We start from the raw sequence: 13,506 nt of genomic DNA, 5'->3' as shown, positions 1-13,506 counted from the left end.
CTGAGCAAACGCTCAGTCGGTCGCCGATTGTTCCAGACGCACTACGACGGACTTGCTGGCCGGGGTGTTGCTGACGTCGGCGGTGGCGTCGAGCGGGACCAGGACGTTGGTCTCCGGGTAGTAGGCGGCGGCGCAGCCGCGGGCGGTGGGGTAGTGCACGACCCGGAAGCCGGGGGCCCGCCGCTCGACGCCGTCCTGCCATTCGCTGACCAGGTCGACGTAGCTGCCGTCGGCGAGGGACAGGCGGCGGGCGTCGTCGGGGTTGACGAGGACGACGCGGCGGCCGTTCCTGATGCCGCGGTAGCGGTCGTCGAGGCCGTAGATCGTGGTGTTGTACTGGTCGTGGGAGCGGAGGGTCTGCAGCAGCAGGCGGCCCTCGGGGAGGCGGGGGTATTCGACGGGGGCCGCGGTGAAGTTGGCCTTCCCGGTGGCCGTGGGGAAGCGGCGTTCGTCGCGCGGGGCGTGCGGGAGCGCGAAGCCGCCGGGGCGGGCCACGCGCGCGTTGAAGTCGTCGAAGCCGGGGACCACGCGCGCGATGCGGTCGCGGACGGCGGCGTAGTCCTTCTCGAAGTCGTCCCAGGGGACGACGGTTCTGTCGCCGAGCACGCGGCGGGCCAGGCGGCAGACGATGGCGGGCTCCGACAGCAGGTGCTCGCTCGCGGGCTCCAGGCGGCCGCGGGAGGCGTGCACCATGCCCATGGAGTCCTCGACGGTGACGAACTGCTCGCCGCCGGCCTGCACGTCGCGCTCGGTGCGGCCGAGGGTGGGCAGGATGAGGGCGCGGGCGCCGGTGACGGCGTGGGAGCGGTTGAGCTTTGTGGAGACGTGCACGGTGAGGCGGGCGCGCCGCATCGCCGCCTCGGTGACCTCGGTGTCGGGGGAGGCGGCCACGAAGTTGCCGCCCATGGCGAAGAACACCTTCGCCTCGCCGTCGCGCAGGGCGCGGATGGCGCGGACGACGTCGTAGCCGTGCTCGCGCGGGGGCGTGAAGCCGAATTCGCGTTCCAGGGCGTCCAGGAAGGCGGGGGCGGGGCGTTCGAAGATGCCCATGGTGCGGTCGCCCTGCACGTTGGAGTGGCCGCGGACCGGGCACACGCCGGCGCCGGGGCGGCCGATGTTGCCGCGCAGCAGGAGGAAGTTGACGACTTCGCGGATGGTGGGCACGGAGTGCTTGTGCTGGGTGAGGCCCATGGCCCAGCAGACGATGGTGCGCCGGGAGGCCAGGATCATGCCGAGGGCGCGGTCGATCTCCTCGCGGGTGAGGCCGGTGGCGGTGAGGGTTTCGTCCCAGTCGGCGGCGCGGGCCGCCTCGGCGAACTCCTCGTAGCCGTGGGTGTGTTCGCGGACGAAGTCCTCGTCGACGGCCCCGTCGGTGTCGACGATCAGCTTGTTCAGGAGGCGGAAGAGGGCCTGGTCGCCGCCGATGCGGATCTGCAGGAACAGGTCGGTGAGGGCGGCGCCCTTGAGGATGCCCTGCGGGGTCTGCGGGTTCTTGAAGCGTTCCAGGCCGGCCTCGGGCAGCGGATTGACGCTGATGATCTTCGCGCCGCCCGCCTTGGCCTTCTCCAGCGCGGAGAGCATGCGGGGGTGGTTGGTGCCGGGGTTCTGGCCGGCGACGATGATCAGGTCGGCCTGGTGGAGGTCCTCCAGCAGGACGCTGCCCTTGCCGACGCCGATGGTCTCCGACAGTGCCGAGCCGGAGGACTCGTGGCACATGTTGGAGCAGTCGGGCAGGTTGTTGGTGCCCAGTTCGCGGGCGAAGAGCTGGTAGAGGAAGGCCGCCTCGTTGCTGGTGCGGCCGGAGGTGTAGAAGACGGCCTCGTCGGGGGAGGTGAGGGCGGCGATCTCCTCGGCGACGATGTCGAAGGCGCGTTCCCAGGTGACCGGCTCGTAGTGGTCGCCGCCCTCGGGCAGGTACATGGGGTGGGTCAGGCGTCCCTGCTGGCCCAGCCAGTAGCCGCTGCGGGCGGCGAGGTCGGCGACGGAGTGCGCGGCGAAGAACTCGGGGGTGACGCGGCGCAGGGTGGCTTCCTCGGCGACGGCCTTGGCGCCGTTCTCGCAGAACTCGGCGGTGTGCCGGTGGTCGCCCTCGGGCCAGGCGCAGCCCGGGCAGTCGAAGCCGTTCTTCTGGTTGACGCGCAGCAGCGTCAGCGCGGTCCGTCGCACGCCCATCTGCCGCTGGGCGACGCGCAGGGTGTGGCCGACGGCCGGAAGCCCCGCCGCCGCGTGCTGCGGTCCGGCGACCTGCGGCGCGTCCTGAACCGGATCGCCCTTGGGCGGCTTGGTGGCCATCGCACGCTCTCCTTCGCGGTGTGGGATACGCCGTCGATGGTCGCACGCGGCGCCGACAGCGGCCGGTGGCGGGCGGGCGCGGGCGGCGGGAGCGATGGTTGCTCCGGATCACGGGTGGCGGCCGACTGTCAGTGCGGCGTGGCAGGATCGGGGGCGTGGCAGAGACAGCTTCGAAGAAGACCGAGAAGACCCCCGGCGGCAAGCGGCCCCGCCTGATGCTCATGGACGGGCACTCGCTGGCCTACCGCGCGTTCTTCGCGCTGCCCGCGGAGAACTTCACGACCGCGACGGGCCAGCCGACGAACGCGATCTACGGCTTCGCGTCGATGCTGGCCAACACCCTGCGTGACGAGGAGCCCACGCACTTCGCGGTGGCCTTCGACGTCTCCCGCAAGACCTGGCGCTCCGAGGAGTTCACGGAGTACAAGGCGAACCGTTCCAAGACGCCGGACGAGTTCAAGGGCCAGGTCGAGCTGATCGGCGAGCTGCTGGACGCGATGCAGGTCTCCCGCTTCGCCGTCGAGGGGTACGAGGCGGACGACGTCATCGCCACCTTGGCCACGCAGGCCGAGGCCGAGGGCTTCGAGGTGCTGATCGTCACCGGCGACCGCGACTCCTTCCAGCTGGTCTCCGACCACACCACGGTGCTGTACCCGACGAAGGGCGTCTCGGAGCTGACCCGGTTCACGCCGGAGAAGGTCCTCGAGAAGTACGGGCTGACGCCCGCGCAGTACCCGGACTTCGCGGCGCTGCGCGGCGACCCGTCGGACAACCTGCCGGGCATTCCCGGGGTCGGTGAGAAGACGGCCGCGAAGTGGATCAACCAGTTCGGCTCGTTCGCGCAGCTGGTGGAGCGCGTCGACGAGGTCAAGGGCAAGGCCGGGCAGAACCTGCGCGACCACCTGGAGGCGGTCAAGCTCAACCGCCGGCTCACCGAGCTGGAGCGGGGGGTGGAGCTGCCGAAGGCGGTCGTGGAGCTGGAGCGGGCCGCCTACGACCGCAAGGCCGTCGCGATGATCCTGGACACCCTGGAGATCCGCAACCCGTCCCTGCGGGAGCGGCTGTTCGCGGTGGACCCGGGCGCCGAGGAGGCGGAGACCACGCCGGTCGCGGCGGACGGCGTGGAGCTGGACGGCACCGTCCTGGGCACCGGCGAGCTGGCCGGCTGGCTCACCGGGCACGGCACGGAAGCCCTCGGTGTCGCCACCGTTGACACCTGGGCGCTGGGCACCGGCTCGGTCGCCGAGGTCGCGCTCGCCGCGGCCCAGGGAGCGGCCGCCTGGTTCGACCCGGCCGAGCTGGACGAGGCCGACGAGCGGGCCTTCGCGGCGTGGCTGGCGGACGCGGACCGGCCCAAGGTGCTGCACAACGCCAAGGGCGCGATGCGGGTCTTCGCCGAGCACGGCTGGAGCGTCGACGGCGTCACCATGGACACCGCGCTCGCCGCCTACCTCGTCAAGCCGGGCCGCCGCTCCTTCGACCTGGACGCGCTGTCCCTGGAGTACCTGGGACGCGAGCTGGCCCCGGCCGCCGCGGCCGACGGCCAGCTGGCCTTCGGCGCGGACGACGACGCCGAGCGCGAGGCGCTGATGGTCCAGGCCCGCGCGGTCCTCGACCTGGGCACGGCGTTCGAGGACAAGCTGCGGGAGGTCGGCGCCGCTGACCTGCTGCGCGACATGGAGCTGCCCACCTCCGCCCTGCTCGCCCGCATGGAGCGGCACGGCATCGCGGCCGACCGGGCCCACCTGGAGGCCATGGAGCAGATGTTCGCGGGCGCCGTGCAGCAGGCGGTGAAGGAGGCGCACGCGGCCGCCGGGCACGAGTTCAACCTGGGCTCGCCCAAGCAGTTGCAGGAGGTCCTCTTCGGCGAGCTGGGTCTGCCGAAGACGAAGAAGACGAAGACCGGCTACACCACGGACGCCGACGCCCTCGCCTGGCTCGCCGGTCAGACGGACAACGAGCTGCCGGTGATCATGCTCCGCCACCGCGAGCAGGCGAAGCTGCGCGTCACCGTCGAGGGCCTGATCAAGACGATCGCGACGGACGGCCGTATCCACACCACGTTCAACCAGACCGTCGCGGCGACCGGGCGGCTGTCCTCCACGGACCCGAACCTGCAGAACATCCCCGTGCGCACGGACGAGGGCCGGGCGATCCGCCGCGGCTTCGTCGTCGGCGAGGGCTTCGAGTCCCTGATGACGGCCGACTACAGCCAGATCGAACTGCGCGTGATGGCCCACCTCTCCGAGGACGCGGGCCTGACCGAGGCGTTCACCTCCGGCGAGGACCTGCACACCACCGCGGCCGCGCGGGTCTTCGCGGTGGAACCCGCCGCGGTCGACGCGGAGATGCGCCGCAAGATCAAGGCGATGTCCTACGGGCTGGCGTACGGCCTGTCGGCCTTCGGCCTCTCCCAGCAGCTGAACATCGAGGCGGCGGAGGCCCGCGCCCTGATGGACGCCTACTTCGAGCGGTTCGGCGGCGTACGGGACTATCTGCACCGGGTCGTCGACGAGGCCAGGGCGACCGGATACACGGCGACGCTCTTCGGCCGCCGCCGCTACCTGCCCGACCTCAACAGCGACAACCGGCAGCGCCGCGAGGCCGCCGAGCGCATGGCCCTCAACGCGCCGATCCAGGGCACGGCGGCCGACATCGTCAAGATCGCCATGCTGAACGTGGACCGGGCCCTGCGTGAGGCCGGCCTGACGTCCCGCATGCTCCTCCAGGTGCACGACGAAGTCGTCCTGGAGATCGCCCCCGGCGAGCGCACGGCCACCGAGGAGATCGTCCGCCGCGAAATGGCGAACGCCGTCCACCTCAGGGTTCCCCTGGGCGTCTCGGTGGGCGTGGGCCCGGACTGGGAGTCGGCGGCACACTAGGCCGAGCCGGCCTGGGAGTCGGCCGCACACCAGGCCTGCCCGGCGGAACCGGGGCCACCTCCGCCGCGCGCCCCCCGCGGGAGCGGAGCGGCAATCGGAGGTGCGCGCCGAGCCCAGGTCCCGGCGGGGGCGGCGGGGCAGGCCGCCGTGCGCCCCGCTCGGGTCCCGGTCGGTAGGGCCAGACCGGGAGGCCATCCGCAGGTTCCGGCGGTCGGCGGCCGGAGGGGGTGCTGTGGGCGGGGCGGTGGGGTGGGGGCTTCACTCACCTGGACCCTGTCGGCACGCCCCCGTTCCCGCGTCCCGCCAGGATGCGGGCATGGGTATACGCATGCTCAAGCGTCGGCCCGGGCCGACGAGGCCGTGGGGTGTCGGAGCGGGGCCCGCCCCGTCCGTCGCGGCGGTGCCGGTCTTCGCGGCCGATGCCGGCACCGCCCGTGTCCCGGCCGGACCGGCCCTCGTCCTGCGGCGCGGGAGGGCCGGCCTGGCGCGGGCCCTGCGCAGACTGATCCAGCCCGAGGAGCCGCCCGTCTGGCGCCTGTGGGCCGGGCTGGGCCGCAGCTGCCTCACCGGGCTCCTGACCCGCGGCCCCCGCCGCGCCCGTACCGTCACCGTGTTCGTCGTGCCCGCGGGCGGCCTCACCGGCCGGCCGGGCGACCCCCCTGCGCGGTGACCAGCTCCGGCTCCGCGCCGGCCGGTGCCGGGCGCCACACCCGTACGCCGACCGCGTACAGCAGCAGGCCCGGCACCAGCCCCGCGCCCGCGCCGAAGCACACCGTCGGGATCAGCTCCCACGGCTTGGCCGTCGCTCCCCAGTACGCCCACCACCGCTCCGCCCGCTGCACCGCCCCCACCACCGCGCACCCGCCGATCACGGCCACGGCCCACCACCGGTCCGGGACCGACAGCACCGCCACCCCGGCCGGCCGGGGTGGCGCGGGCGCCCGCCGCAGCGCACGCGCCAGGAACACGGCGATCATCGCGGCGGCGGCCGCCGAACTGCCGTACTGCAGGTACCAGTAGCCGGGCGCGCCGGCCAGTTCCCGGTCGAGCACCGGCAGCAGCCGCACGCCCCACCGGTCGTGGTGCGTGAACGCGTCCCACACCACGTGCGTCAGCGCGCCGAGCACGGCGGAGACGTACCACCAAGCCACCTGGCGCGGGTTCACACGCGCGTGTCGCGCCCCGCACCGCAGCAGCGCCGCCGGCCGCGGCTGCCGGGCCCGCGGCAGCAGCGCCACCAGCGGCTCGCGCACCAGCAGCCACAGCGCGACCAGCGCCCAGGAGACGAGCACGTCCACCGAGAAGACGCCGGGGAGGGAATGCGTGACCGTCCCGAACTCCATCGCCCCGGACACCGCGCTCGCCGCGTAGTAGGTCATGTCGGGTGCGAAGGAACCCGCCACGAGCAGGGCCGGAACGAGCCGTCCCCGGCCGGTCCCGTCGGTGCGCACGGCGGGCAGCACGGCCGCCGCGTGGCTGAGGGTGAAAGGCAACGGAGCTCCTCGCGACAGTGCACGGCCCGGGCGGCCGGCCGGGTGACCGGTCGTGTCAAGTATCGGTGGGTGGCCGCCGGACAACGGAACATGGCCAACTGGTGAAAGGCGGGTGCGAACGGGTGCCGGTGCAAAGCAAGTTGTCGTAGGGTCGCCTGGGCCCCCGGGTCGGGCGCGCGTCGAACCGGAACCCCGGACGGCGCAAGGAGGGCAACCTCCGCGGCGGCTCGATCGTCACAGCAGGGCGAGTACAACATCACAGGGCAGTCAGACGCACGGCAGACAGAGACGGGCGCTCGGGCGTCCACGGGAGGGGTTCATCCTATGGCGGCGCAATTCGGCAGGAGGCTGTACAAGGGAGCGGCGACCACAGCCGTGGCCGCGCTCGCGGTCGCGGCCCTGTCCGCGTCCCAGGCTCCGGGGGTCATGACCGACGACCACGGCAGAACGACCGCGGCCGACGCCCAGCCCTCGCCGGACGCGACGACCTCCGGCGACGGCGGCGCGACCGGCAACTCGCCGTACTACACGGACCTTCCGCCGCTCAACAGCCCGAGCCCGTCGCCCACCACCGGAACGCCCGTGGCCCAGGGCAGCGCCGAGGCCGGCATCCCCGCGACCGTCCTCGACGCCTACAAGAAGGCCGAGGCGGCCATGCGGGACGCCAAGCCCGGCTGCAACCTGCCCTGGCAGCTCCTCGCCGCCATCGGCAAGGTCGAGTCGGGCCAGGCCCGCGGCGGCCGCGTCGACGCCAACGGCACCACGCTGAGCCCGATCCTCGGCCCGCAGCTCGACGGCAACGGCTTCGCGCTCATCCAGGACACCGACAACGGCGAGTACGACGGCAACAGCTCCTACGACCAGGCCGTCGGCCCCATGCAGTTCATCCCCTCCACGTGGGCGTGGGCGGGCCGCGACGGCAACGGTGACGGGGTGAAGGATCCCAACAACGTCTACGACGCCGCCCTGGCCGCCGCCCACTACCTGTGCCGCAACGGCTGGGACCTGTCGCAGCAGTCCGGTCTGCACAGCGCGATCCTCAGCTACAACCACTCGCAGGACTACCTGAACACCGTCCTGTCGTGGCTGGAGTACTACCGCAAGGGCACCCACGAGATCCCGGACGGCACCGGCACCGTCCCCTCCGGCCGCAGCGACGGCGGCGCCGGCTCCTCACCGACGACGCCGCCGAGCACCGGCTCCCCGCGCCCCACGCCGCCGAAGTCGGACGAGCCGAGCACGCCGCCGTCCCAGTCGCCCACTCCCACCGACACGGTGGACCACCTGGCGGACGCGGGCACCGCCAAGCTCACCGCGATGGCCGGCGACACCTTCGCCAAGAAGATCAGCACCAAGGCCGAGACCAAGGCCGACAAGGCCGTCGGCAAGGTCCGCGTCCGCTTCACGATCACGGGCGACACCGACGCCACCTTCACCGGCGGCGAGACCGTCGCCACGGTGTCCACCGACAGTGCGGGCGTGGCCGTCGCCCCGGCGTTGCGGGCGGGCGAGAAGACGGGCGGCTTCACCGTCCGGGCGACCGTCGTCGGCCGCTCCGTGCCCGGCCTCGACTACACGGCCACCGTCACCGAGCGCGCCGCCGACACCCTCGCCCGCACCAGCGACACCGCGCTGACCTGCACGCCGGGCGGCGAGTTCGCCGACCGGGTCGAGGTGAAGGCCACCTACAAGGGCGCCGTCGCGGACAAGGTCGCGGTCACCGCCACCCTGGTGAAGTCGGCGGACGACCCGACCGAGAACGACAAGGGCCCCTACTTCAAGGACGCCGCGGGCAAGACCGTACGCACCCTGACGGGCCTGGAGACGGACGCGAACGGCCTGCTGAAGCTGCCGAAGCTGTACGCGGACGACACCACCGGCACCTACCTGCTGCGCCTCACCACCGCGGGCGGCGCGACGCTGACCGTCGAACTGACGGTCGCGGCGGCCGAGACGTCGCCCACGCCGAGCACCTCGCCCTCGCCGAGCGCGTCGTCGTCGCCGAGCGCGTCGGCCGACCCGAGCACGTCGGCGAGCCCCAGCGTCTAGCCCAGCGCCCAGTCCTGCCTACGACGGCGGCGTCCCCCTCGCGCAGGGGGCGCCGCCGTTGTGCGTGCGACGTGTTCTCATCTCGCCCCGGCGTTGCTACGGTGCCGCATCTGACGAACTGTCAGTCCGTGTCCGCCGGGAGGCCCGCATGCGCGCCCTGATCGCCGCCGCGACCGGTCTCGCCGTCGCGCTCGCCCTGGTCCTCACGCTCACCGCCCTGGGCACACCGACGGGGAAGACCTCCCCGAAGCCGCTGCTGACGACGGTGCCCGCACACCCGTAACCGCCCGCGAGGGAGGCCGAGATGCGACGCAAGGCCAGTCTGATCCTGCTCGCCTTCGCCGTGTTCTTCGCGGCGCTGTCCCCGCTGCTGCGCTGGTACGCCTTCCCGCGCCTGGCCGAGGTTCCGGCGAACACGTACCAGGACATGGTCCTGGAGGCGAAGAACGCCACCCTCCTCGACTACGGCACCATGAAGGCCCGCAAGGTCTCCAAGGTGACCATCGTGCAGACCCTCAAGGGCGATGTGCAGGCCGCCGAGAGGATCGAGCGGACGGCGGGCCGGGACGTCGTCGTCTGGGACGGCCTGTCCTACGTGCAGGGACCCGACGGCAAGATGGTCTCCAAGGTCCCCGAGCGCTACATCTTCGACGCCCACACCCAGGAACCCGTCCACGCCACCGGCGAGTCGGTCGACGGCGACCCGGTGAGACGGCAGGGCATCGAGTTCAAGTGGCCGTTCCTGACCCAGAAGCGGGACTACCGGTACTTCGACGCGCAGGCCCGCGTCACCGCGCCCATCCACTACAAGGGCACGCGGGACTTCCGCGGCGTGCGGGTGTACTACTTCGAGCAGACCGTCCCCTGGACCCGGGTCCCCTTCCCCAAGACCATGCCCGTCGCCGGCATCACCCCCGAGTCGGTCGCGAAGACCGGCACCACCCGCTGGTACACCACCGTGCGCAGGTTCTGGGTGGAGCCCGTCACCGGCGCTCCGGTCTACGGCGAGGAGATCCACCGGGAGGAACTGCGCGGCGGCACCCTGCTCGGCGGCCGCGACAAGGTCACCGCGTTCGCCGGCCACGTGAAGATGCGCGAGGACTACATCGAGCACACCGTCGCGCTGGTCAAGTCCAACCGCACCCTCGTGCTGCTGATGACGTCCTACCTGCCGTGGGGATTCCTGGTTCTCGGCACGCTGCTGATGGTGCTCTCCCTCTGGCTGGAGGCGCGCGGCCGCCGCCCGGCCGACCCGGAACCGGCCGGCTCCCCGGCGCCGCAGCCGGTCACCGCCTGAGGGCCCGCCCCGCCACTGCCTGAGCCGCGCGCCCGGTCACCGTCTGAGCCGCGCGCCCGGTCACCGTCTGAGCCGCGCGCCGGCGTGCCGGGTCGGTTCGGCGGTGGCCGGGTCCTCGGGCCAGGGGTGCTTGGGGTAGCGGCCGCGCAGTTCGGCCCGCACGGCCCGGTAACCGTCCTTCCAGAAGGAGGCGAGGTCGGCGGTGACGGCCGCCGGCCGGCCGGCGGGGGAGAGCAGGTGCACCAGCAGCGGCACGCCGGCGACGGCGGGCGACTCGTGCAGCCCGAACATCTCCTGCAGCTTCACGGCGAGCACGGGCCGCTCCGGGTCCCCGTAGTCGACCCGGATCCTGGATCCGCTCGGCACGGTGATCCGCTCCGGGGCCAGTTCGTCGAGGCGCGCGGCCTGCCCGGACGCCCAGGGCAGCAGCCGGGTGAGCGCCTGACCGGCGTCGATCCGGGCGAGGTCGGCCCGCCGCCGGGCCCGGCTCAGCTCGGGCTCCAGCCACTCCGCCACGCGCGCGTGCAGCGCGTCGTCGCCGACGTCGGGCCACGGCTCGCCGAGGTGCAGGCTCAGGAAGGCGAGCCGCTGCCGCAGGACGGCCGCGTCGGGCGTCCACCGCAGCAGCCCGAGCCCCTCCCGCCGCAGCCCGTCCAGCAGCGCCTCGCGCACCAGGGCCGGGTCGGGGTCCCGCAGCGGCCGTACGGCGAGTTCGACGGCGCCCAGCCGCTCCACCCGCCGCGCGACGACGTCCCCGTCCGCCCAGTGGACCTCGTCGCGTTCCTGGCGCAGCGCCCCGGCCGCGAGCCGGGCCGCCTCCTCGTCGACGACCGCCCCGAGCCGCACGCGCGCGTGCCTGCTGCCGACCGGCCGGTCGGCGACGGCGACCGCGATCCAGGGGGCGCCGCGCAGCCCGGTGCCCTCGCCGGTCTCGGCCCGGGTGCCGGAGACCATCAGGTAGGAGGCGCCGTCGGCCCTGGCGAGCCGCTCCGGGAAGGCGAGCGCGGCGACCCGGCCGGCGAGGGCGTCGTCGCCCACGGCGGCGGAGCCGTCGGCCGGCGGGCCGGTGAACTCCGCCGCGGCGGCCCGCAGCCGCCGCACCTCCGCACGCCACCGGCCCGCATAGGCGTCGCCGCCGCGCCGGGCGGCCCGCAGCGCCGCCGCCAGGTCGTCGCCGTACTCCCGCGGCGGTTCCTCCGACAGCAGCGCCACCACCTCGGCGCCGGCGCCGCCGGTGTCCAGCAGCGCCCTCCCCAGCCGGGGATGCACCCCCAGCCGGGCCAGCCGCACACCCCGCCGCGTGGCCCGCCCGGCGGAGTCGACCGCCCCCACGGCCGTCAGCACGGCCCGCGCCGCCGCCATCGCCCCGCCCGGCGGCGGATCCAGCAGCGCCAGTCCGGACGCGTCCGGATCCCCCCAGCACGCCGCCTGCAGCGCGAACGCCGTCAGGTCGGCCACCTTGATCTCCGGCGCCGGGAAACGCGGCAGCCGCGCGTCCTCCGCCTCGGCCCAGCACCGGTACACCGCGCCCGGCGCCTCCCGCCCGGCACGTCCCGCCCGCTGCCGTCCGGCCGCCTGCGACGCCCGTACCGTGGTCAGCGCGCTCAGCCCGCGCGCGTGGTCCACCCGCGGCTCCCGCGCCAGACCCGAGTCGACGACCACCCGCACGCCGGGCACCGTCAGCGACGACTCCGCCACCGAGGTGGCCAGCACCACCCGCCGCCGCTGCCCGGGGCTCAGCACGGCGTCCTGCACCGCCGCCGGCGCCCGCCCGTGCACCTGCAGCACGTCCACCTCGCCCAGGTCCCCTAGGTCCCCGAGCTGCCCCGCGACCCGCGCGATCTCGCCGACGCCGGGCAGGAAGCACAGCACGTCCCCGTCCCGTTCGGCCAGCGCCCGCCGCACCACCGACGCCACATGCGTCAGCAGCGCCGGGTCGACGCGCATGCCGTGCGGAGGACGTACCGGCCGGGCCGGCGGCGCCCACACCACCTCCACCGGATACGACACGCCCTCCGCCGCGACCACCGGCGCCCCGCCCAGCAGCGCCGCCCAGCCGTCGGCGTCCGTCGTCGCCGAGGCGGCCACCAGCCGCAGCTCCGGCCGCAGCGTCTCCCGCACGTCCCACAGGAACGCCGCCACGGTGTCCGCGTCCAGATGCCGCTCGTGGCACTCGTCCAGCACCACCGCGTCCACGCCGGCCAGCTCCTGGTCGCGCTGGAGACGCTGCAGCAGCACACCGGTGGTGACGACCTCCACGCGCGTGCGGCGCCCGACGACCCGCTCGCCGCGCACGGTGTACCCGACGCTCTCACCGGCGGACTCGCCCAGCAGCCACGCCATCCGGCGGGCGGCGGCGCGGGCCGCGATCCGCCGCGGCTCGGCGACGACGATCCGCCGCGCCGGTCCTTCCCCGAGCAGGCCCGCCAGCGCCAGCGGCACCAGCGTGGTCTTGCCGGTGCCGGGAGGGGCGACGAGCACGGCGGTGCCGTGCCCGTCCAGCGCGCCGGTCAGGGCGGGCAGGGCGCCGCGCACCGGCAGGGCGGCCAGGGCGTCGTGTCGGATCACGTGCTCAGTCCCGCACGCACACGAAGATCGCCGTGCCCGGGATCAGGTTCCCGCGCAACGGGGACCAGCCGCCCCACTCCGAGGTGTTCCAGGCCGGCCACTCCGGCTCCACCAGGTCGACCAGCCGGAAGCCGCCGGCCACCACGTCGCGCACCCGGTCGCCGATCGTGCGGTGGTGCTCGACGTAGACCGCGCGGCCCTCGTCGTCCTGCTCGACGTACGGGGTGCGGTCGAAGTAGGAGGCCGCCACCGTCAGCCCCTCCGGTCCCGGCTCGTCCGGGAAGGCCCAGCGGAGGGGATGCGTGACGGAGAAGACGAACCGGCCGCCCGGGCGCAGCACCCGCCGCACCTCCTTCAGCACCAGCACTGGGTCCGCGACGAACGGCAGCGCGCCGTACGCCGAGCACGCCAGGTCGAAGGAGCCGTCCGCGAAGGGCAGCGCGCCGGCGTCCGCGCACACCAGCGGGAACGATCCGCCGATCCGCAGCGCGTGCTGGAGCTGGCGGTGGGAGATGTCCAGGGCGACCGGGCGGGCGCCCTGGGCGGCCAGCCAGCGCGAGCACTGCGCCGCGCCGGCGCCGATCTCCAGCACGTCCCTGCCCTTCAGCTCCTCCGGCGGCCCGAGCAGTTCCGCCTCCACCTCGTCCAGGCCCTCGGGGCCCCACACGAAGCGGTCGTCGCCCAGGAACGTGCCGTGCTCGACCTGGTACTCGTCGGCGTTGCGGTCCCACCAGCCCCGGTTGGCCCGGGAGCTCTCCGTGACGTCGGCCGCGCGCCGGGTGGCCTCCGGCTCGGACTCGGGCTCGGGCGTCACGGGCTCGGGGGATACGGGCTCTTGGATGATCGGCTCCCTCGTCGTACTCTTCCGTCCAACCCCGTCCCGGTGGCGACACGGAAGGGACGCCGGGGGCCTGTGTGGCCTCAG

The 13,506-nt window shown here is 74.0% G+C and carries 9 protein-coding genes; 5 read left to right on the top strand and 4 right to left on the bottom strand.

Annotated elements, in window-relative coordinates; genetic code table 11:
- Window positions 1-12: 12 nt before the first annotated feature.
- Window positions 13-2,292: an FdhF/YdeP family oxidoreductase gene (locus tag ACZ5GT_RS04105; RefSeq protein WP_469013931.1), complete on the bottom strand. Its 2,280-nt coding sequence runs from the start codon at window positions 2,290-2,292 to the stop codon at window positions 13-15.
- 155 nt (window positions 2,293-2,447) lie between these two features.
- Between ACZ5GT_RS04105 and polA the strand changes: the two genes are divergently transcribed.
- A complete protein-coding gene (gene polA / locus ACZ5GT_RS04100) occupies window positions 2,448-5,174 on the top strand; it encodes a DNA polymerase I (RefSeq protein ID WP_469013930.1) in 2,727 nt (908 codons plus the stop codon).
- 316 nt (window positions 5,175-5,490) lie between these two features.
- Window positions 5,491-5,844, top strand: a complete 354-nt coding sequence (locus ACZ5GT_RS04095; RefSeq protein WP_469013929.1) for a hypothetical protein — start codon at window positions 5,491-5,493, stop codon at window positions 5,842-5,844.
- Here the strand turns inward: ACZ5GT_RS04095 and ACZ5GT_RS04090 are convergent.
- Window positions 5,810-6,667: a DUF4184 family protein gene (locus tag ACZ5GT_RS04090; protein ID WP_469013927.1), complete on the bottom strand. Its 858-nt coding sequence runs from the start codon at window positions 6,665-6,667 to the stop codon at window positions 5,810-5,812. The two genes, ACZ5GT_RS04095 and ACZ5GT_RS04090, sit on opposite strands and share 35 nt — an antisense overlap.
- Window positions 6,668-6,991: 324 nt before the next feature.
- On the opposite strand from ACZ5GT_RS04090, the gene ACZ5GT_RS04085 reads away from it, so the two are divergent.
- The 3 genes from ACZ5GT_RS04085 (at window position 6,992) to pgfA (ending at window position 10,013) form a co-directional block, all read left to right on the top strand.
- Window positions 6,992-8,716, top strand: a complete 1,725-nt coding sequence (locus ACZ5GT_RS04085; RefSeq protein ID WP_469013926.1) for a lytic transglycosylase domain-containing protein — start codon at window positions 6,992-6,994, stop codon at window positions 8,714-8,716.
- A 148-nt stretch (window positions 8,717-8,864) separates the two neighbouring features.
- The gene (locus ACZ5GT_RS04080) at window positions 8,865-8,999 is read left to right on the top strand and encodes an SPW_0924 family protein (protein ID WP_107472664.1); all 135 of its coding nucleotides are present in this window, start codon (window positions 8,865-8,867) and stop codon (window positions 8,997-8,999) included.
- Between the two features lie 21 nt (window positions 9,000-9,020).
- Window positions 9,021-10,013 (top strand): cell envelope lipid trafficking protein PgfA, encoded by a 993-nt coding sequence (pgfA, locus tag ACZ5GT_RS04075; RefSeq protein ID WP_469013924.1) that lies wholly within the window; start codon window positions 9,021-9,023, stop codon window positions 10,011-10,013.
- A 60-nt stretch (window positions 10,014-10,073) separates the two neighbouring features.
- On the opposite strand, the gene hrpB is transcribed toward pgfA, so the two are convergent.
- Window positions 10,074-12,581: an ATP-dependent helicase HrpB gene (gene hrpB / locus ACZ5GT_RS04070; RefSeq protein ID WP_469013922.1), complete on the bottom strand. Its 2,508-nt coding sequence runs from the start codon at window positions 12,579-12,581 to the stop codon at window positions 10,074-10,076.
- A 4-nt stretch (window positions 12,582-12,585) separates the two neighbouring features.
- A complete protein-coding gene (locus ACZ5GT_RS04065) occupies window positions 12,586-13,395 on the bottom strand; it encodes a class I SAM-dependent methyltransferase (RefSeq protein WP_469013920.1) in 810 nt (269 codons plus the stop codon).
- Between the last annotated feature and the right edge of the window lie 111 nt (window positions 13,396-13,506).

It is taken from the genome of Streptomyces sp. NPDC031340, from assembly GCF_055569945.1.
This window is presented reverse-complemented; position numbering and strand designations above follow the sequence as displayed.